The following is a 19912-nucleotide window of genomic DNA, read 5'->3' as shown; positions in this document are numbered from 1 at the left end:
GGACTGGCCCGGTCTTTTTCCATGCCATTCATGCAATACTTCTCCGCATTTCCCGCCTGACTTTTCCGCAAATCGGAAACAGGACCAGAAAAGTCCCTCTCAAGTCCTGATTAATTCTGCCGATAACAGCTTATATTAGTGTTTTCCTAGGAGCAGACAGTGGCCATCGCACCAACCTTATCCTCTCCGGGCATCGGCAACAGCATCCTGGACGTGAATGGCATCATCGATAAGCTGATGACCGCCGAAGCGGCGCCCCTGGCAGGCTATGACAAGAAAACCGCTTCCTACCAGGCCAAGTTGAGCGCGCTGGGCACCCTGAGCGGGGCCGTGGGCGCGTTCCAGACGTCACTCTCGGGACTGAGCAACAGCAACAATTTCCGCGCCGTCTCGGCGATGCCGGCCGACCCACTGGTATTTACTGCCTCGGCCGGCGCCAAGGCCGTGGCCGGCAACTACAATATCAATGTCAGCCAGCTGGCGCAGTCGCAAACCCTGACCTCGGCTAGCTACGCCAGCAAGATTTCCACCATCGGCTCGGGCGCCAAGACGACCATTTCCTTCCAGCTCGGTAAAGTTGCCGGCGGCACCTTCGGCATGAACGGCACGGCCCTCAGCGGCGCCACTTTGCAAAATGGCATCAGCAATGGTTCCTTGAGCCTGAATGGCACGGCCATTCCCACGGACAGCACGACCAAGAGCGCGCGCGCGCTGGCCGAAGCCATCAATGCCAAGAGCAGCACCACGGGCGTGACGGCCACGGCACAGCCGGCCGCCAGCAGCGCCACCCTGTTCGCCGGCTACGGCAATGTTGCCACCGGTGCAGATGGCACGTATGCACTGTCCGTCGGCGGCATCAATATCGTTACACAAGGCAATGGCGTGGCTGCCGGCGCCGGTATCACGGGCGCCTCGCTCGACACCACCCTGGCCGGCCCCAACGCCATCTCGAATGCGCTGGCCGATGCCAACATTACCGTCACCGGCAAGGCTGCCGACGGCACCCTGCAATTTACGCGCGCCGACGGCACGAATATCCAGATCGAGGAAGTCGTGACGGGCGATGTCAAGGGCGGCATCGGCCATGCCTCGACGGCCACCAACACGGGCTTCAACGTCAACGTTGCCAGCTCCATCACGCTCAGTTCGACCAACGGCAGCCCCATCACGGTGGCTGGCAGCAATCCGGCGGCGGCCGGGCTGACGGCCGGCACCGGTGGTGCGTATATCGGCAGCGGCTTTACCCAGGATGCCACGCAGGCAACGGGGACGGTCGTCATCGACTCGACCAACAACTCGCTGCAAGGCATCCGCGACGCCATCAATAATGCGGGCCTGGGCGTGACCGCCAGCATCGTTTCCGATGGTTCGGACAAGCCGTACCATCTGGTGCTGAGCTCGTCTAAGTCCGGCGCCAACTCATCGATGAAGATCTCGCTCAGCGGCAGCGATGGCCAGCCCGCCGACAGCGCGCTGAGCGACTTGCTGTCCTACGATGCATCGGGCACGCAAAACCTGAAGCAGAATAGCGCCGCGCAAAACACCATGCTCAGCGTCAACGGCATCCCCATCACGAACAGTTCGAACAGCATCGACAGCGCCATCGAAGGCGTGACCCTGAACGTGCTGAAAGTGGGCAGCAGCTCCTTGTCCGTGTCGAAAGACACGTCGACGGTCAAGACCAGCGTCACCGCCTTCGTCAAGGCCTACAACGACTTGAACGCGTCGATCGCCAAGATGACGTCGTACAACGCGGAAACCAAGCAGGCGGGCGTCATGCTCGGCGATTCGACCACGCAAACGATGCAGTCCCAACTGCGCAAACAGCTGAGCACCTCGATCAGTGGTCTGGCCGGCAACCTGAAGACGCTGGACCAGGTTGGCATTACGTTCCAGAAAGATGGCAGCCTGGTGCTGGACGCGACCGTGCTGGACAAGGCCATCAGCGCCAACTTCTCCGACGTGGCCGGCCTCTTCTCCGCCCTGGGAAAAACCACGGACAGCAACGTCAGTTTCACCAGTTCGACGGCCGCCACCAAGCCTGGCACGTACGCACTGAACATCACCAATATGGCCAGCCAGGGCACCCTGAAAGGCACCCTGACCTTGCCCGCGTCGACGACGATTGCCAGCGACACCACCTGGAGCGTCACGCTGAACGACACGGATCCTGCGGCGGCCAAGAATACGGCCAGCGTGACCATTCCTGCGGGCAATTACACACCTGCCCAGCTGGCCGGCTTGATCCAGTCGTCGATCAATGGCGTCAAGGGCTTCAGTGAAAATGGCGCATCCGTGACGGCATCGATTGACGGCAGCGGCCGCCTGGTGATGGCGTCGTCCCGTTATGGTTCCGTCTCCAACCTGGCCGTGGCCAGCGTCACCGGTACGGGTGTGGAATCGCTGATCGGTGCCGGCGTCACGCCCACCAAGGGGACGGACGTGGCCGGCACCATCGGCGGCCAGCCCGTCATCGGTTCGGGCCAGACCCTGACGGGCGCCCCCGGTTCGCCCGCCGATGGTCTGAAGGTGGAAGTGACTGGCGGCGCCGTGGGCGACCGGGGCACGGTGAGCTTTTCGCAAGGCTACGCCTACCAGTTGAACAATCTGGCTACCTCCTTCCTCGGCACGGACGGTCTCATCACGGGCCGCACCAAGGGCATCAACAGTAGCATCAAGGATGTGGCTGATCAGCGCCAGCGCTTTGCCGACAAGCTCAATACCGTTGAGGCGCGCTACCGCGCCCAGTTCTCGCGCCTCGACGTAACGCTGAGCAGATTGACGGCCACACAAACTTATTTGACCCAGCAGTTGGCCTCCATCGCCGCCAACCGTTAAGCCCATACATCAGGAGAATTACATGTTTGGAACCCAACAACGCGGCGTCAACGCCTATGCCAAGGTCGGCCTGGAAACGGGCATCGTCTCGGCCTCGCCGCACAAGCTGATCGTAATGCTGTACGACGGCGCCCTGGTGGCCGTGCTCAGCGCGCAGATGCACATGAAATCGGGCAATATCCCGGAAAAAGGCAAGTCCATCTCGAAAGCCATCCAGATCATCGACAATGGCTTGCGCGCCAGCCTGGACAAGGAAGCGGGCGGCCAGATCGCCGAAGGCCTCGACTCCCTGTATGAATACATGGGCGCGCGCCTGCTGGCCGCCAACATCCGCAACGACCTCGGCATGCTGGAAGAAGTACAGCGCCTGCTGACCGACTTGCGTGAAACATGGAACGCCATCGGCGCCACGCCCGCCGCCATCCCCGGCGCCGATTTGAAACGTATGCCCAGCCTTGCGAGTGCCTGACCCATGATGACGAATCAAGAAGTCCTGACCACCTATGAAACCATGCAGTCCCTGACGGGCCGGATGGTGACCGCCGCCAGCAACGCCGACTGGGATGAGCTCGAAGCACTGGAGCAGCAAGTGGGCGCGCATGTGGAAGCGCTGAAGGCAAATGAAGCAAAAGTCGTGCTGGAAAGCGCTGGCCGCCAGCGCAAGGTCGCCCTGATCAAGCAGATCCTGGAAGATGACCGCAAGATCCGCGACCTGACCATGCCGTGGATGGCGCAATTGTCCAAGCTGATCAACAGCACGGGCACCGAAAGGCGCCTGGCCAACGCCTACGGCGCGTAAGCGCACACGGGGCAAGGTCACCTATCATGTTGCCGAAGATGGATGCGATCGGCATGACGCCCTTGACCCCGGTCAAGGCCACGCGGGCGGCCGATGCCGTCGCCGACCCGCGCCAGGCCGAGTTCCAGCGCTCGCTGCAGGGACTCATCGGCAAATCCATGCAGGGCCAGGTGCTGGCCCGCATGGGCGATGGCAGCTACCTGGTACGCGTGGCTGGCACGCCGGCCCGCATGCAGCTGCCCGCCGGCACCCAGCTGGGCACGGAAATCCCGCTGACCTTGATCGGCATCCATCCCCGCCCCTCCTTTCAAATCGGCAGTAATCGCGACCAGGCCGCCAGCGCCCTGCTGACGTATGCGGACGCGGAAGCCGAACCCGACGCTGCCGAAGCGCGCGGTCCCCAGACTGGCGCCGCCCACGCGGGCACGCGCGCCAGCAGCGCAGCCGCCACCCTGCTCAGCCGCGCACCGCTGACACCAGCCAATCTGCTGCCCGCCCTTGCAGGCGACACGCCAGCGCCCGAGCTGAGCACCACCGCGCGCGCCATCAGCACGGTGCTCGGCCAGGCCGAAAGCGTGCCCGGCGCGCCCCTGTCCCTGGTCGGCAAGACGCCGCTGATGACCACGCCGGGCTTTGATCCGGCACAAGTGGCACACAAACTGCGCGATGCGGTCGGCAGCAGCGGCCTGTTCTATGAATCGCATGTGGCCGAATGGGCCGAAGGCAAGCGGCCTCTGGCGTCGCTGCTGCTGGAGCCACAAATGCAGAAGGCGGCACAGGGCGAGATGCCCAGGACGGGTACCGACCTGGCCTCGGCGCAACTGATCAATTTGCAGCTGCATACGCACGAACAGGCGCGCGTGCAGTGGCAGGGCGAAGCCTGGCCCGGCCAGAAGATGCAGTGGGATGTCAGCCGCGATGCGCCGGAAGGACAGCAGCACGATGGGCGCGATGGCGACGAGGAAGCGACGGCCTGGCGCAGCAATGTGCGCTTCCAGTTTCCCCTGCTGGGCGACCTGGCCGCGCACGTGGTCTTGCAGGGCGGCCGCGTGGCCATCCAGCTGCAAGCGGGCAGCGAAGGCAGCGCCGACACCTTGCGCCAGCATGCGGCGCGGCTGGAAGCGTCGCTGGACGCGGCGGGCTGGCCCTTGTCGTCGTTGACGATCGCCGGCAAGTCCGAGGCGGCTGGAGAAGATGATGCTTGAAGACGCCAAGCGCAAGGTGCCGCAGACGGCCGTCGCGCTGGCCTACCAGAGCGGCACGCCCGCGCCCAAGGTGGTGGCCAAGGGCAGCGGCCTGATCGCGGACCAGATCATCAGCACGGCGCGCGAACACGGCGTTTTCGTGCATGAATCGAAGGAATTGGTGGCGCTGCTGATGGATGTCGACCTGGACCGCCAGATTCCGCCCGGCCTGTATCGGGCGATTGCGGAACTGCTGGCCTGGTTATATCATATTGAATCTGCGAATGGCGGGCCGATCCCGCCCCCGCCCGACACCAGCATCAACCTCACCGATACATAGACAGGCATCAATGCAAGCACATATTATGGATTCCGGCCTCGAAAACTGGCATGACTTTGAAGTGGAATCGCGGCGGGAAATCATCGCATTGCTGCGCAGCATCAGCGAAAAGAACCAGTTGATCCGCATCCTGATTCACGGTGAATCCGATGTATGCGTCACCTCCATCCTGGAAGTCGATGCCGACCACAATACCGTCATCCTCGACCGTTCCGTGAACGCCGACCAGAACCGGCGCATGGTGGCCGCCAAGGGCATCTCGTTTGAAACCTCGCTCGACAAGATCCGCATCCTGTTTGCCAGCGCCCTGGTCGAAGAGTGCAATTACGGCGGCACGCCCGCCTTGAAAATTGCCATTCCAGAAACACTGATCCGCTTGCAACGGCGCGAGTATTACCGCATGACGACGCCCGTGAGCAATCCCGTGCGCGTCTCGATTCCCCTGCCGCCCTCGCTGGGCGGCGCCGACACGCTGTTCCCGCTGGCCGACATCAGCTGCGGCGGCATCGCCATCCTGGACAATAAACTGATGCTGGGCGAGACCATCGGCAGGGACTATCCCGGTTGCCGCATCGACTTGCCCGACGTAGGCATCGTCACTGCGACTTTGCAAATTCGCAATTCGCTGGACATGACCTTGCTGAACAATAAGCTGAACCGCCGCCTGGGCTGCCAGTTCGTCGACCTGCCGCGCAACATGCTGGCGCACGTGCAGCGCTATATCACGCGTCTCGAACGCGAGCGTAATGCGCGCATGGCGGGGTTGGGCTGATCATAGTTAACCCAAAACGAAGACTGGGGTCGGACCTTAAGGTCCGACCCCGGCCCTTGCGCTTGGGGTTGTCATAACTTAAACCTGCATATTCATGATCTCGTGATACGCCGCCACTAATTTATTTCGCACCTGCACCGTCGCCTGGAATTCGATGCTCGACTTTTGCATCGACACCATCACGTCCGACAGGCTGACCTTTTCGTCGCCCATGGTGAAGCGCTGGCCCAGCGCCGACGAGGCCTTTTGTGCGCCACTCACGGAATCGAGCGCGCTCTTGAAGGCATCGGCAAAATTCACCTTCGCCGCCGGCATCTCGGTCTGGATCGCCGGTATTTTCGCCTCCGGCCGCGTGGCCGCCGACTTCAGTTGCGCGATCATCGCCTCGATCCTGCTGCTATCGATACCGCCTGTTTTCACTTTGCCTCCCGATTCTCGTCTATTCCTGCCTGTTGCTTCCGGAGAACAAAACTCCAGTCAGCAAGGCAACGACGGGTACAATAACTTCCGTCACATGTTGCCAAGGTTCCACAATACCAGCGCCAACGCCAGCCGCTCGGCCGAGCAGGCGGCAAAAGCGCCTTCTATTTGGACGATTGAAGCGCGTGACAGTGGCGGATAATTCTGCATATCGCCCCCTCCTCCCGAGGAAGCGGCCCCGACGCACCACCGAATACCCGTCAAACCACACGCCCTGGAAGGCAATCATGGCTGTAGCCGAAGAAATCGATGTGAACCGCATACCGCCTGAAGCGGCGCCTGCCCGCTCGCCCGTGGAGTCCGTGCAAGCCTTCGCCAAGACGCCGATGGGCAAGAATTTCCTGCGCGGCCTGGGCGTGGCGGCATTGATCGCCATCGGCGTGGCCCTGTACATGTGGAACCAGCCGCCCGAATACAAAGTCCTGTTCTCCAACTACACGGACCGCGACGGCGGCGCCATCACCGCTTCGCTGGACCAGCTGGGCATCAAGCACAAGTTTTCCGAAGGGGGCGGCGCCATACTCGTGCCATCCGAACAAGTCCACGATGCGCGCCTGAAACTGGCCGCGCAAGGCTTGCCGAAGGGCGGCAATGTGGGCTTCGAGCTGATGGAAAATCAGAAGCTGGGCGTGTCGCAATTCCTGGAACAGGTCAATTTCCAGCGCGCACTGGAAGGAGAACTGGCGAAATCGATCGAATCGGTGTCCGCCGTCGACACGGCGCGTGTCCACCTGGCTTTGCCAAAACCGTCCGTCTTCGTGCGCGAACAGCAAAAACCGACGGCTTCCGTGCTGCTGAACCTGCATCCGGGCCGCGGCCTCGACCAATTACAGGTCAGCGCCATCGTGCACCTGGTCGCGTCCAGCGTGCCGGAGTTGCTGCCGATCAATGTCACCGTGGTCGACCAGGCCGGCACCCTGCTGTCGAATCAGGAAAAGGACAAGGATCGCGCCAACGGCATCAAGAGCCTGGACCCGAACCAGTTAAAGTACGTGCAGCAATTGCAGCAAAGCGTGATCAAGCAAGTCGAATCGATCTTGCTGCCCATCGTCGGCGAAGGCAATGTGCGCGCCGAAGCGACGGCTGACGTGGATTTCTCGCAAAGCGAGCAGGCGGCAGAAACCTACAAGCCGAACTCGCCGCCGGAAGCGTCCACTATCCGCAGCCAGCAAACGAGCGAATCGACGGGCGCCGGCAATGCCAACCCGTCCGGCGTGCCGGGCGCGCTGTCGAACCAGCCGCCAGGCGTGGCGACGGCGCCGTTGACGGCCGAGGCGCCTGGCGCCCCGGGCGGCGCGCCGACAGCACCTACGCAAAAAGAATCGACGACGAATTATGAAGTTGATAAGACCGTGCGCTACGAGCAGAAATCCATGGGCGGCTTGCGCCGCCTGTCGGTGGCTGTCGTCGTCAACTACCGCCGCAGCTTCGACAAGGATGGCAAGGTCACGGTCAAGCCGATTTCCCCTGCCGAAATGGTCCAGATCAATAATCTGGTCAAGGAAGCGATGGGCTACAACAAGGAACGCGGCGACAGCTTCAGCGTGGCCAACTCGCCCTTCGATGGCATCGACCGGGCACCGGAAGGCAAGCTGGAGTGGTGGCGCGACCCGGCCAACTTGCCGCTGGCCAAGGAATTGGCGAAATTCCTCATCACGGCCCTGATTTTGCTGTATATCTTCATCAAGATCGTGCGCCCGATGCTGCGCCCCGTGATGCGCAAGATCGACGATTTCGGCGCGCCGCCGCCCGTCATCGAGCCGGAACTGGCCAAGGATGGCGAAGCAAACGAAGTCCTGCTCAGCGAAGCGGAGCTGGAAGAACTGGAAGAAGATACGGCCCGCGGTTATCGGGAAAACCTGGCGATGGCCCGGAAACTGGCGCAGGAAGACCCGCGCGTGGTGGCCAACGTCATCAAAGCATGGATAGGCAATAATGACTGAGACTACGGGATTGCAAAAAGCATCGATCCTGATGCTGGCACTGGGCGAGAGCGAAGCGGCCGAGGTCATGAAATTCCTCGGTCCGCGCGAAGTGCTGAAACTGGGCGCCGCCATGGCCACCATGAAGGGCATCGCGCACGAGCAGGTGGTCGAAGTGCTCGACGACTTCCGCGCGCAGACGGAACTCAATTCCACCGTCGGCCTCGATTCGGACGAATATATCCGCCAGGTACTGACCAAGGCGCTGGGCGACGACAAGGCTTCCGTGCTGCTGTCGCGCATCCTGGGCGGCAAGGATGCGTCCGGCATCGAATCGCTGAAATGGATGGATTCGCAATCCGTGTCCGAGCTGATCCGCAACGAACACCCGCAAATCATCGCCACCATCCTGGTCCACCTGGAACGCGACCAGGCTTGTGAAATCCTCGGCCATTTCACGGACCGCCTGCGCAACGACGTGGTCTTGCGCATCGCCACCCTGGACGGCGTGCAGCCGGCCGCCTTGCGCGAACTCAACGACGTGCTGACAAAGTTACTTTCTGGCAACGAGAACATCAAGAAATCGTCGCTGGGCGGCGTGCGCGCGGCGGCCGAGATCCTCAACTTCATGAGCGGCGAGCAAGAAGGCTCCGTCATGGACAATATCAAGAACTACGACAACGACATGGCGCAAAAGATCATGGACGAAATGTTCGTGTTCGACAACGTGATCGATATCGACGACCGCGGCATTCAATTGCTGCTGCGCGAAGTACAGTCGGAAATGCTGATCATCGCCCTGAAAGGCGCCTCGCAAGAACTGCGCGACAAGATCTTCAAGAACATGTCGCAGCGCGCCGGCGAGATGATGCGCGAAGACCTGGAATCGAAAGGCCCCGTGCGCCTGTCGGAAGTGGAGTCGCAGCAGAAACAGATCCTGCAAATCGTGCGCCGCCTGGCGGACGAAGGGCAGATAGTACTGGGTGGAAAAGGCGAGGATTCGTTTGTCTAATTTAATACCCAAAGAGCAGCAAACCGCCTACCAGCGCTGGGAAATGACCTCGTTTGGCGACGAGCGTCCCAGCGTGGTGGCGGCGCGCAAGCTGCTCGAACCGGACCCCGAACCAGAATTCGACCCGGAACTTGATCCGTACGGCGAGCTGCACGACGAAGAGCCGGCGCCGCCGCTCGAATACCCGACGCAGGAAGAACTCGACGCCATCCGCGAAGAAGCACGCGCCACGGCCTTCGATGAAGGCCGCGCCGCCGGCTATGCGGAGGGCCATGCGGCCGGGCATGCCGACGGCCATGCGCAATCGTATGCGGAAGGCAAGGCCGCCTCCAGCGTCGAGCTGGCGCATCTGCAAACCATCGCCGTCGACTTCGGCACGGCCGTGCAGCAGGCCGATGAACTGATCGCCAACGACGTGATGGAACTGGCCTTGCAACTGGCCAAGGGCATGCTGAAAACGGCCTTGCCCGTGCGCCCCGAACTGATGCTGCCGATGGTGCGCGAAGCGATCGAATACTTGCCCGTTCTACAACAACCAGCCTTGCTGATGCTCAACCCGGAAGACGCGCAAGTGGTGCGCGACGGCATCGGCGATGAGCTCGACAAGGGTGGCTGGCGCGTCATCGAAGACCCCAGCGTGGAACGCGGCGGTTGCAAGATCGACACGGCCAGCAACCAGATCGACGCGCAGACGTCCACCCGCTGGCAGCGCCTGACGCATGCGCTGGGCAAAGATGTGGACTGGCTGGCGCCGTGAGCGAGCCCGTCAAAGGCCCCACTGCCCATGCGGCGCGCTGGCGCGCCTACCTGAGCGACTGTTCGGCCGTAGTCGGCTTTGTCGAGCCGATGCAAATTTCAGGCCGGGTCACGCGCGTGGCCGGCCTGGTGATGGAAGCCGTGGGCTTGCGCCTGGCCGTCGGCGCCGCCTGCACCGTGCCGCTGCCGAATGGCGGCCGGGTCGAGGCGGAAGTGGTGGGCTTTGAAGGCGAGCGCCTGTTTTTGATGCCGCAAAGCGACGTCGAAGGCATCGTGCCCGGCACGCGCGTGTTTTCCGTCGAACCGGCCATTCCCCGCCCGGGCAGCGTGGCGCACCCGCGCCGCCGCCCCAGCGACCGTGCGCGCCACTTGCCCGTGGGACCGCAACTGCTGGGCCGCGTGCTCGACGGCGCAGGACGACCGCTCGACCAGCTCGGCCCGCTGCATACGACCGATAGCGCTCCCATCAATGTACGCCCCGCCAATCCCCTGGGCCGCGCCCCCATCGTCGATACGCTCGACGTGGGTGTGCGCTCGATCAATGCCATGCTGACGGTGGGCCGTGGCCAGCGCATGGGGCTGTTCGCCGGTTCCGGCGTGGGCAAGAGCGTGCTGCTGGGCATGATGGCCCGCTACACGGAAGCGGACGTGATCGTCGTCGGCCTGATCGGCGAACGCGGACGCGAAGTAAAAGAATTCATCGAGCAAATCCTCGGCGCCGAAGGCCTGGCCCGCTCCGTCGTCGTGGCCGCGCCGGCCGACACGCCACCCCTGATGCGTTTGCAGGGGGCCGCGTATGCGACGGCCATTGCCGAGTATTTCCGCGACCAGGGGCAAAATGTGCTGCTGATCATGGATTCGCTGACCCGCTACGCCATGGCGCAGCGCGAAATCGCCCTGGCCATCGGCGAGCCGCCCGCCACCAAGGGCTATCCACCGTCCGTCTTCGCCAAGCTGCCCGTGCTGGTGGAGCGGGCCGGCAATGGCGAGGAAGGCGGCGGCTCGATCACGGCTTTCTACACCGTGCTGACCGAGGGCGACGACCAGCAGGATCCGATCGCCGATTCGGCGCGCGCGATTCTCGATGGCCACATCGTGCTGAACCGCCGCCTGGCCGAAGCGGGACACTACCCGGCCATCGACATCGAGCAATCGATTTCGCGCGCCGCCCACTCGATCACCACGCACGAGCACCAGCAGCAGGCGCGCAAGCTGAAACAGCTGTATTCGCGCTATGAACGCAGCCGCGACCTGATCAGCGTGGGCGCCTACAGCGCCGGCACCGACCCCGTGCTGGACCAGGCCATCGCCCTGCATGAAAAGATTGAGGCGTTTTTACAACAGCAAATCACGGAGCGGGTCAGCATGGACGAGAGCTTGGGGCAACTTACCGCTCTATTCGAGTGATGAGGGCTTGCCTAGCGGGAATATAATCAGCCATGGCTTCCCCTTCCCAACTTGCAACCCTGATCGACCTTGCCCAGCGCGAAACAGATGACTGCGCCAAGCGCCTGGGCGCGGCCCTGAAAGCGCTCGACGATTGCCGCGAAAAGCTCAACATGCTGTCCGGCTACCGCGACGACTATGCCAAGCGCTTCGAGGCGAGCATGAGCAGCGGCATGACGCCCATGGCTTACCGCAACTTCCAGGCCTTCATGGTCAAGCTCGACAGCGCCATCCTGGGCCAGCAGCAAGTGGTCGAGCATGCGCAAGCGCGCAGCGACAATGAAAAGATGCGCTGGCAGTTGGCCGAACGCAAGCGCATGTCGTACACCACCCTGAATAACCGGGCGCAGGAACAGGCGCTGAAGCTGGAAAACAAGCGCGACCAGAAAGCAATGGACGAGCACGCGGCGCGACAAGCCTATTACAAACGCTAAGCAACACTGAGGCAGCATCATGCAAACCCAGCCAACCCCGATTTCCCAGATAGTCTCGCCGAACGCCACGCCCGGCGCCGCCAACCGCAGCCAGCCGTCCACCAGCGGCACGCAAGGCGACTTCCAGCGCACCCTGAACCGCCAGATCGAGCAACGCCAGGCCAGCCGCAATATGGCGCAGGCGCAAGCGCAAATACAAGCGCCTGCGCCCCGTCCCGCCAGCCCTGCCGCCACGCAGGCGCCAGCCAGCGAAGCGAAACCGGCGCAAGCGGGCACCGAACAGGCGGCCAGCAGAGAACAGGCGCCAGCGCAGTCCGCCGAGGCAGCCACCAGCGACAGCGCCCCGGCCGAGGCCAGCGTGCCTGCCGCCCCCGACGCGACAGTCACGCCGCCAGCCGATCCGGCCGCCGACATGCTGGCACTGGTGGGCAGCATCCAGCTGGCCATCCAGCCGCCAGCGGCCAAGGCCGTGCCGGAACTGCCGGCGCGCGCCAGCGTCAAGGCCGAAGGCAAGAACCTGGCAACGGGGCCCTTGCTGGCAGCCGGCCAGGACAGCAGCAAGGCCGCCGCCACCGCCATCGCGCAAGCCGACAGCGGCGACTTTGCCGACAGCCTGGGCCAGGCACAGGGCAAGACAGCCGCCACAGCAGGCGCCAGCGTGCCAACCGGCAAGGCCGACTCTGGCAAGCTGGCCATCGACGCGCAACTGGCAGCCACCGCCAAGGCGGGCGCCGCCGTAGCCGAACCAATTCTCAAGGAAACGCCTGCAGACCTGAGCCGTCTGGCGGCCCAGTTGCAGCCGGGCGCGCTGCAGCAGGCGGCGGCCGCTGTGGCCGTGCCGAGCGACAAGCTGGCGGGCCGGGTCGGCACACCGGCCTGGGACCAGCAACTGGGACAGAAAGTCGTGTGGATGGCAGCCGGCGGCGACCAGAGCGCCACCCTGACCCTGAATCCGCCCGACCTGGGACCGGTGCAAGTGGTACTGACGGTCACCAATGACCAGGCCGATGCCGCCTTCATGTCGGCCCAGCCAGAAGTGCGCCAGGCGCTGGAAGCGGCCATGCCGCGCCTGCGCGAGATGATGAGCGAAGCGGGCATTGCCTTTGGCAGCGCCACCGTCTCGGCCGGCACGCCGGAACAGCAAAACAATGGCGAACGTGCCACCCCGGGAGAGCGCCGTGGCAATGGCCAGGGTGGCGGCGTTTCCGGTGGCGAGATCGCCATCGCGCCGGCGGCAGGCGGACGCAGCCGGCCCAGCCTGAGTGCCGTGGATACCTTTGCCTGAAGATAATTCGTCGTCCTCGGGCCACAGGCGTGCCCCACAGCGTAACTTTTCGTATAAAAACAGCGAGTTGAGGGCGCTTCCACCCTCTTTTCACTGCATCCTTCTGCGCAGAATTTGCCGATAATGACATAATGGCGTCGTGAGCCACTTCCATGCACTCGAGTACCATTGAAAGCAAATCCAAAAATGAAAGCAGATCCGAAAGCAGATGCAGGCCTGGCTCCCGCCGGCGCCTCGAAAAAGAAGCTTCTGATCATCGTGCTGGCCTCGGTGCTGGTGGCTGGCGGCATCGGTGGCGGTGCCGCCTGGTACTTCCTGCATGGCAAGGCCGATAAAGAAGAAGCGGCGCCCAACAAGAAAAAACATGCCGCGTCCAAGGCAGGTCCGCCCGTCTTCGTACCCATCGATTCCTTCACCGTCAATTTGCAGCCGGAAAATGGCGAGCAATACCTGCAAATCGCGTTTACCTTGCAGGCCAGCAGCCCGGAAGAAATGGATAGCATCAAGCTGAACATGCCAAAGGTGCGCAGCCGCTTGCTGCTGCTGCTGTCCGGCAAGAAGGCATCCGAACTCAATACCGTGGAAGGCAAGCAGCAACTGGCGGCCGAAATCATCAATCAGGTGAACCAGCCGTTCGAGGACAAAGGGCCGGAGCAGGACGTGACGGACGTATTATTTACCGCATTCATCATTCAATAAGCAGCCATGGCCGATAATTTCCTCTCCCAGGAAGAAGTCGATGCCCTTCTGAAGGGCGTCAACGGAGACCAGGACGACGCGCAGGCGCCGGAAGATGTCACGGGAGTTCGTACCTACAACCTGGCAACCCAGGAGCGCATCGTGCGCGGCCGGATGCCAACGTTGGAAATTATCAACGAGCGTTTCGCCCGGCTGCTGCGCGTGGGCCTGTTCAACTTCCTGCGCCGCAGCGCCGAAGTGTCGGTCGGTTCCGTGCGCGTCTCGAAATACAGCGAGTTCATCCGTAATCTGGTGGTGCCAACCAATCTGAACCTGGTGCACATGAAGCCGCTGCGCGGCACGGCCCTGATGGTCTTCGATCCGGGCCTGGTGTTCCTGCTGGTCGACAATCTGTTCGGCGGCGACGGACGTTTTCATACGCGCGTCGAAGGACGCGACTTTACGCAGACGGAGCAGCGCATCATCCTGCGCATCCTCGACATCGTCTTTGAAGCCTACACCAAGTCGTGGGAACCGGTCTTCCCCGTCGAGTTCGAATATATCCGTTCAGAAATGAACACGCAGTTCGCCAACATCGCCACACCGAACGAGGTGGTAGTAGCGTCCACGTTTACGGTGGAATTGGGCTCCGTTTCCGGACAAATCCACTTCTGCATGCCATATTCGATGATCGAGCCGATCCGCGATTCGCTGACCTCGAGCCTGCAGGGCGAGGCGCTGGAAGTGGACAAGCGCTGGATCCGCCTGATGACGCAGCAAATCCAGATCGCCGAAGTGGAGCTGGTGGCCTCGCTGGGCACGGCGCGCGTGTCGTTCGACGAAATCCTGAACATGAAGGTGGGCGACATCATCCCGCTGAATATTCCCGAACTGATCGCCGCCACCGTCGATGGCGTGCCCGTGATGGATTGCACCTACGGCGTGTTGAACGGACAATATGCGCTGAAAGTCGAAAAGTTGCTGGCTAACGCAGACAACATGAACAATCATTAAGTAATGCACCCGGGCCGCGCTGCGGCCCGCATCTGTACAACAGGAGAAACACATGTCTGACAACCAAGACGACCAAAGCGCGGAAGACGATTGGGGCGCGGCCATTGCCGAGCAGGCCAAGGCGGAAGCGGAAGCGCTGCAAAACCAGGCCGCCAATACGGCCAGCGCGGCCAGCGCCGCCGTGTTCAAGGATTTTTCCAAGCAGGCATCGAAGTCGGAAACGCACAACGATATCGATTTCATCCTCGATATCCCCGTGCAGCTGACGGTCGAGCTGGGCCGCACCAAGATCGCCATCAAGAACCTGTTGCAACTGGCACAGGGTTCCGTGGTCGAGCTCGACGGTCTGGCCGGCGAACCGATGGACGTGCTGGTGAACGGCTGCCTGATCGCCCAGGGCGAAGTGGTGGTGGTGAATGACAAGTTCGGCATCCGCCTGACCGACATCATCACGCCTTCCGAACGCATCCGAAAATTGAATAAATGAAGCCTGGCCTGTTGATTTCCACCCTGCTGCCGCTCATGGCGGCGTGCAGCATTGCCCAAGCGGAACCGGCCGCCGCCGCGCCTGCGGCCAGCGCCGCCAACGCTTCCGTCGCGCTGGCAAGCGAGACAGCGCCAACCGCAGCGGTGCCTGCGTCCCCACCTGCCGCAGCGCCTGCCGCCGCCCTGCCCGCCATGCCGCCCGGCGCTCCCATGACGATGGCGCCGACAAGCTCGGCCGGCAGCTTGCTGCAAACCATCCTGGCGCTGATGTTCGTGCTGGCCCTCTTGATCGGCCTGGCCTGGTTCATGAAGCGCTATGGCCCCAAGGTGATGGGTGGCAACAACAAGATGCGCGTCGTCAGTTCGCTCAACTTGGGCGGACGCGAACGCATCGTCCTCGTCGAAGTGGCCGACCAGTGGATCGTCGTCGGCGCCTCGCCCGGCAGGATCAACGCGCTGGCAACCATGCCACGCCAGGAAGGCGAGTTGCCGCAACTGGCCACGGCGCAAAACGGCCCCGCGGCCGCCAATTTTTCCGAGTGGCTGAAACAGACCATCGAAAAACGCAATGGGAAATAAGCAGCAGATGGCGTGGTCCACCTTGAAGACTCCCCTGACCTGGTTGCTGGCGGCCGCCGCCCTGGCCTTGCCGCTGTGGGCCATGGCCCAGCCGGGCATCCCGGCCTTCAACAGTACGCCGGCGCCGGGCGGGGGGCAAAATTACTCGTTGCCGGTGCAGACGCTCATCCTGATGACGTCGCTCACCTTCCTGCCGGCGGCGCTCTTGATGATGACCTGCTTTACGCGCATCATCATCGTGCTGTCCCTGCTGCGCCAGGCCATCGGCACGCAATCGGCGCCACCGAACCAGGTGCTGGTGGGCCTCTCCCTGTTTTTGACCCTGTTCGTCATGGGCCCCGTATTCGACAAGATGTATACGGATGCCTACCAGCCCTATCAGGAAAACAAGATCACCATGCAGCAGGCGATGGACAAGGGCGTCGATCCCCTGAAAACCTTCATGCTCAAGCAGACGCGCCAGGCCGACCTGGCCCTGTTCGCCAAGATGTCGCGCTCGCCGGCCCTGCAAGGTCCGGAAGACGTGCCGCTGCGCATCCTCGTGCCCGCCTTCGTCACCAGCGAACTGAAGACGGCGTTCCAGATCGGCTTTGCCATCTTCATTCCGTTTTTGATCATCGACATGGTGGTCGCCAGCGTGCTGATGTCGATGGGTATGATGATGATGTCGCCGGCGACGATCTCGCTGCCGTTCAAGCTGATGCTGTTCGTCCTGGTCGATGGCTGGCAGTTGCTGCTGGGCTCCTTGTCTCAGAGTTTTTACTAGGGGAAATACGATGACACCCGAAAGCGTCATGACCCTGGGCCGCAATGCGATGGAAATCACCCTCATGGTGGCCGCGCCCATGCTGCTCGTCGCCCTCATCATCGGCTTGATCGTGAGTATCTTCCAGGCTGCCACGCAGATCAACGAGGCGACCCTGTCCTTCATCCCCAAGCTGGTCGGCATCTTTGTCGCCATCGTCGTGGCGGGCCCCTGGATGCTGTCCATCATGCTCGACTACATGCGCCAGGTATTTACCGGCATCCCGAACCTGGTGGGTTAGTGCCGCCGCCATTGCCATGCTGACCCTGTCCAGCATCGAACTCAATACCTGGATCGCAGCATTGCTGTGGCCGCTCAGCCGCATCCTCGGCCTGATCGCGGCCGCGCCCCTGTTCGGCAACGCGGCCGTACCGGCCACCGTCAAGGTGACCCTGGGCGCACTGCTGGCCATGATCATCGCCCCCACCGTGCCGGCCTTACCGGCCGTCAACCCGATGTCCCTGCCCGGCTTGCTGATCCTGACGCAGGAAATGCTGGTGGGCCTGGCCATGGGCTTTTCCATCCGCATCGTCTTTTCCGCCATCGAAATGGCCGGCGAGCTCAGCAGTCTCACCATGGGCCTGGGCTTCGCCTCGTTCTTCGACCCGCAAACCAAGGGCAGGTCTTCCGCCATCAGCCAGTTCCTCGTCATGCTGGCCACCTTGATGTTTTTGACAGTCAACGGCCACCTGGTCTTGCTGGCGGCACTGGCGGAAAGCTTTGTCAGCCTGCCCATTTCGTCGAGTCCCATCAGCGGCGGCGGCTTCCAGCAATTGGCCGCCTGGGGCGGGGAAATCTTCCGTTCCGGTCTGCAAATTTCGCTGCCCATTATCGCCGCCTTGCTGCTGACCAACGTGGCGCTGGGCATCTTGACGCGGGCCGCGCCGCAGCTGAACATTTTCGGTATCGGCTTCCCCGTCACCCTGGGCGTAGGCTTGCTGGTGATCGGCATGGTCCTGCCCTATCTGGCCACGCCCTTCCAGAACATGTTCCTGCGCGGCATAGAAACGGCGCGTTTGCTGCCGCGCGGCTTTGCCACGCGCGACCGGCCACCGCCGCCCGCGCCGCCGAACCCCTTGCGCCCCGCGCCGCCGGCCACGCCAGTGCCGTAAGACTAGCGTCGCTGGTCGCTGCTGAGCGCAAGACGCCAGCGCCGCAGGTCGACATGCAAACGCAACTGGTGATGCTTGACCAGGTAGCGCACACCGACGAGGGCCGCCGCCAGGCCGGACAGGGCGCCGATGCCCAGCGCCCAGCGCGGGCCGAAGGTGTCGGCCACCCAGCCCACGATGGGCGCGCCCAGCGGCGTGCCGCCCGCCGAGATGGCCAGGAGTATCGCCATCACGCGGCCCCGCATGGCGGGCGCCGTCGACAGTTGCACGCTGCTGTTGACGCTGGTGGTAAACGTTTGCGCGGCAATGCCGATGACCACCAGCATCATGCCGAACAGCCAGTAATTGGGCATCACGGCGGCCAGCGCGCAAGCCAGGCCGAACAGCGCAGCCGCGCCCAGCAGCAAAGCCAGGGTGGGCTGGCCGCGCCCCGCCGCCAGCAAGGCGCCGGCCACGGAACCGCAAGCCATCACGGAGCTGAGCACGCCATACTGGCCGGCGCCCGCATGGAAGGCCGTCACCGACATGGTCGAGAGGAAAATCGGGAAGTTCAGGCCAAAGGTGCCGATCAGGAACAGCATCAGCAGGATGGCCATCAGGTCGGGCCGCTGGCGCACGTAGCGGACACCCTCGCCCAGGCTGGCGCGCGTGGCCTTGATACGCGGCGCGCGGCGCAACAATTCCACGCGCAGCAGCAACAGCGAACCGATCACGGCGGCAAACGAGACGGCGTTGATGATGAAAACCCAGCCGCTGCCGACGCTGCTGATCAGCAACCCTGCTACTGCGGGACCCAGCATGCGCGCCGCATTGAACGAGGTGGAATTGAGCGCCACGGCGTTCGTCAAATCTTCCTCGCCGACAATTTCGGCAACAAAAGTCTGGCGCACGGGCGAATCGAAGGCCGTCACGCAACCCAGCAGGAAAGCAAACACATACACATGCCACAGTGCTACCTGTCCACTGATGCACAACAAGCCCAGGCCCAGCGCCAGCAAACCCATGGCCGCCTGCGTACACAGCAGCAGCTTGCGCCGGTCGAGCAGATCGGCCGCCATGCCCGTCAGGGGCAGCAACAGCAGCTGCGGACCGAATTGCAAGGCCATGACGATGCCGACGGCGCTGGCATTGTGCTGCGTCAATTCGCTCAGCACCAGCCAATCCTGCGCCGTGCGCTGCATCCAGGTGCCGATATTCGACACGAGGGCGCCGCCGGCCCAGATACGGTAATTGGGAATGCGTAGCGAACGGAATGTGTTGTTCATCTGGGCGTGCGGGCTCCTTGCCGGGGTCGTGGTGAAAAATTCAGCGGATCACTCCGCCAAGCGTTTGAGTAATGCCACCGCATGGTTCAGTTCGGCGACTTCGGCCGGCGTAAGCCGGGTTTCAATGGTGCGCGCCAGCCAGTCTTCGCGCGCGGCGCGGCTGGCCGCAATCCAGGCGCGGCAGCTGTCCGTCAGGCTCAATATCGTTTGCCGGCCATCCAGCGGATCGGGCGAACCCGTCACCATCTGCGCCTCCGTCAAGGCTTGCACGGTGGCGGCCATCGACTGGGGCCGCATGCCTTCGGCGCGCGCCAGGCTGCTGGCCGTGGCCGGGCCGTCGCGCTCAAGACGGCTGAGCACGGATGCCTGCGACATGCTGACATCGCCCAGGTGCGCCTCTTCGCGCAGGCGGCGGCGCAACTTGCCGACCAGGATGCGCAATTCGCCGGCCAGTTGCAGGACTTGTTCGTGCTCTTCTTGTGGTGTGTGCATTGGGAGTGAAAGTGGATCAACGGAGTCCACTATAACATATAGTCAGGAAAACTGTACAGTTTGCCTGATTATATTGTCAAGGCGGCCATTTGGCGGAATCGAGTAGGGGGCTGAGTTACCTCAGCCGCCCTCTCACACCACCGTACGTGCGGTTCCGCATACGGCGGTTCATTTCACAAGCTGGAAGCGCTGCTGGGTGTCCAGCAGCGAAAC

Annotated in this window: 23 protein-coding genes; 20 read left to right on the top strand and 3 right to left on the bottom strand. The window is 62.9% G+C overall.

Annotated features, from left to right (window positions below; all coding sequences use genetic code 11):
- Window positions 1-159 precede the first annotated feature (159 nt).
- The 6 genes from fliD to ACQ4WS_RS17390 are packed head-to-tail and all read left to right on the top strand — an operon-like array spanning window position 160 to window position 5933.
- Complete coding sequence (fliD, locus tag ACQ4WS_RS17415; protein WP_436478248.1) at window positions 160-2838, top strand: flagellar filament capping protein FliD; 2679 nt, start codon at window positions 160-162, stop codon at window positions 2836-2838.
- 22 nt (window positions 2839-2860) lie between these two features.
- Window positions 2861-3307, top strand: coding sequence for a flagellar export chaperone FliS (gene fliS, locus ACQ4WS_RS17410; protein WP_436478246.1), 447 nt, complete (start codon window positions 2861-2863; stop codon window positions 3305-3307).
- A 3-nt stretch (window positions 3308-3310) separates the two neighbouring features.
- Window positions 3311-3637 (top strand): flagellar protein FliT, encoded by a 327-nt coding sequence (locus tag ACQ4WS_RS17405; protein ID WP_436478244.1) that lies wholly within the window; start codon window positions 3311-3313, stop codon window positions 3635-3637.
- A gap of 26 nt (window positions 3638-3663) precedes the next feature.
- On the top strand, window positions 3664-4842 hold the full coding sequence (gene fliK / locus ACQ4WS_RS17400; RefSeq protein ID WP_436478242.1) for a flagellar hook-length control protein FliK: 1179 nt from the start codon (window positions 3664-3666) through the stop codon (window positions 4840-4842).
- On the top strand, window positions 4835-5161 hold the full coding sequence (locus tag ACQ4WS_RS17395) for an EscU/YscU/HrcU family type III secretion system export apparatus switch protein (RefSeq protein WP_436478343.1): 327 nt from the start codon (window positions 4835-4837) through the stop codon (window positions 5159-5161). Before fliK ends, ACQ4WS_RS17395 begins: the two co-directional genes overlap by 8 nt.
- A 25-nt stretch (window positions 5162-5186) precedes the next feature.
- Window positions 5187-5933 (top strand): flagellar brake protein, encoded by a 747-nt coding sequence (locus ACQ4WS_RS17390; RefSeq protein ID WP_436478240.1) that lies wholly within the window; start codon window positions 5187-5189, stop codon window positions 5931-5933.
- Between the two features lie 78 nt (window positions 5934-6011).
- Here the strand turns inward: ACQ4WS_RS17390 and fliE are convergent, their stop codons facing one another.
- Complete coding sequence (gene fliE, locus ACQ4WS_RS17385; RefSeq protein ID WP_436478341.1) at window positions 6012-6314, bottom strand: flagellar hook-basal body complex protein FliE; 303 nt, start codon at window positions 6312-6314, stop codon at window positions 6012-6014.
- On the opposite strand from fliE, the gene ACQ4WS_RS17380 reads away from it, so the two are divergent.
- The 14 genes from ACQ4WS_RS17380 to fliR all read left to right on the top strand — a co-directional run bounded on the left by ACQ4WS_RS17380 (window position 6211) and on the right by fliR (window position 17942).
- The gene (locus ACQ4WS_RS17380; RefSeq protein ID WP_436478349.1) at window positions 6211-6555 is read left to right on the top strand and encodes a hypothetical protein; all 345 of its coding nucleotides are present in this window, start codon (window positions 6211-6213) and stop codon (window positions 6553-6555) included. The two genes, fliE and ACQ4WS_RS17380, sit on opposite strands and share 104 nt — an antisense overlap.
- Before the next feature lie 85 nt (window positions 6556-6640).
- Window positions 6641-8356, top strand: coding sequence for a flagellar basal-body MS-ring/collar protein FliF (gene fliF, locus ACQ4WS_RS17375; RefSeq protein WP_436478238.1), 1716 nt, complete (start codon window positions 6641-6643; stop codon window positions 8354-8356).
- Window positions 8349-9347, top strand: a complete 999-nt coding sequence (fliG, locus tag ACQ4WS_RS17370) for a flagellar motor switch protein FliG (RefSeq protein ID WP_034787109.1) — start codon at window positions 8349-8351, stop codon at window positions 9345-9347. The genes fliF and fliG overlap by 8 nt, the downstream gene beginning before the upstream one ends.
- A 43-nt stretch (window positions 9348-9390) precedes the next feature.
- The gene (locus tag ACQ4WS_RS17365) at window positions 9391-10104 is read left to right on the top strand and encodes a flagellar assembly protein FliH (RefSeq protein WP_436478339.1); all 714 of its coding nucleotides are present in this window, start codon (window positions 9391-9393) and stop codon (window positions 10102-10104) included.
- A gap of 89 nt (window positions 10105-10193) precedes the next feature.
- Window positions 10194-11510: a flagellar protein export ATPase FliI gene (fliI, locus tag ACQ4WS_RS17360; protein WP_225317475.1), complete on the top strand. Its 1317-nt coding sequence runs from the start codon at window positions 10194-10196 to the stop codon at window positions 11508-11510.
- Window positions 11511-11542: 32 nt separating this feature from the next.
- Window positions 11543-11983: a flagellar export protein FliJ gene (gene fliJ / locus ACQ4WS_RS17355; protein ID WP_436478235.1), complete on the top strand. Its 441-nt coding sequence runs from the start codon at window positions 11543-11545 to the stop codon at window positions 11981-11983.
- Between the two features lie 19 nt (window positions 11984-12002).
- Window positions 12003-13268 (top strand): flagellar hook-length control protein FliK, encoded by a 1266-nt coding sequence (locus ACQ4WS_RS17350; protein WP_436478233.1) that lies wholly within the window; start codon window positions 12003-12005, stop codon window positions 13266-13268.
- A gap of 186 nt (window positions 13269-13454) precedes the next feature.
- Window positions 13455-13967 (top strand): flagellar basal body-associated protein FliL, encoded by a 513-nt coding sequence (gene fliL, locus ACQ4WS_RS17345; RefSeq protein WP_436478231.1) that lies wholly within the window; start codon window positions 13455-13457, stop codon window positions 13965-13967.
- A gap of 6 nt (window positions 13968-13973) precedes the next feature.
- Window positions 13974-14960: a flagellar motor switch protein FliM gene (gene fliM, locus ACQ4WS_RS17340; RefSeq protein WP_034754035.1), complete on the top strand. Its 987-nt coding sequence runs from the start codon at window positions 13974-13976 to the stop codon at window positions 14958-14960.
- Window positions 14961-15012: 52 nt separating this feature from the next.
- Window positions 15013-15447, top strand: a complete 435-nt coding sequence (fliN, locus tag ACQ4WS_RS17335) for a flagellar motor switch protein FliN (RefSeq protein WP_034754038.1) — start codon at window positions 15013-15015, stop codon at window positions 15445-15447.
- On the top strand, window positions 15444-16025 hold the full coding sequence (gene fliO / locus ACQ4WS_RS17330) for a flagellar biosynthetic protein FliO (protein ID WP_436478228.1): 582 nt from the start codon (window positions 15444-15446) through the stop codon (window positions 16023-16025). Before fliN ends, fliO begins: the two co-directional genes overlap by 4 nt.
- Window positions 16015-16791 carry a flagellar type III secretion system pore protein FliP gene (gene fliP, locus ACQ4WS_RS17325; RefSeq protein ID WP_436478226.1) on the top strand — a complete coding sequence of 259 codons (777 nt, stop codon included), beginning with the start codon at window positions 16015-16017 and terminating at the stop codon, window positions 16789-16791. The genes fliO and fliP overlap by 11 nt, the downstream gene beginning before the upstream one ends.
- A gap of 10 nt (window positions 16792-16801) precedes the next feature.
- Complete coding sequence (gene fliQ, locus ACQ4WS_RS17320; protein WP_436478224.1) at window positions 16802-17071, top strand: flagellar biosynthesis protein FliQ; 270 nt, start codon at window positions 16802-16804, stop codon at window positions 17069-17071.
- Between the two features lie 16 nt (window positions 17072-17087).
- Entirely contained in the window at window positions 17088-17942 is an 855-nt protein-coding gene (gene fliR, locus ACQ4WS_RS17315; RefSeq protein ID WP_436478223.1) for a flagellar biosynthetic protein FliR, read from the top strand.
- A 2-nt stretch (window positions 17943-17944) separates the two neighbouring features.
- Here the strand turns inward: fliR and ACQ4WS_RS17310 are convergent, their stop codons facing one another.
- Both ACQ4WS_RS17310 and ACQ4WS_RS17305 read right to left on the bottom strand, forming a co-directional pair.
- Window positions 17945-19207 carry an MFS transporter gene (locus ACQ4WS_RS17310; protein ID WP_436478222.1) on the bottom strand — a complete coding sequence of 421 codons (1263 nt, stop codon included), beginning with the start codon at window positions 19205-19207 and terminating at the stop codon, window positions 17945-17947.
- A gap of 48 nt (window positions 19208-19255) precedes the next feature.
- The gene (locus tag ACQ4WS_RS17305; protein WP_436478220.1) at window positions 19256-19699 is read right to left on the bottom strand and encodes a MarR family winged helix-turn-helix transcriptional regulator; all 444 of its coding nucleotides are present in this window, start codon (window positions 19697-19699) and stop codon (window positions 19256-19258) included.
- Between the last annotated feature and the right edge of the window lie 213 nt (window positions 19700-19912).

Origin of the sequence: Janthinobacterium leeuwenhoeki (assembly GCF_051380795.1) — a bacterium.
Taxonomy (GTDB): domain Bacteria; phylum Pseudomonadota; class Gammaproteobacteria; order Burkholderiales; family Burkholderiaceae_D; genus Janthinobacterium.
The sequence above is the reverse complement of the archived record's forward strand: the minus strand, read 5'-3'. Positions and strand labels throughout refer to the sequence as shown.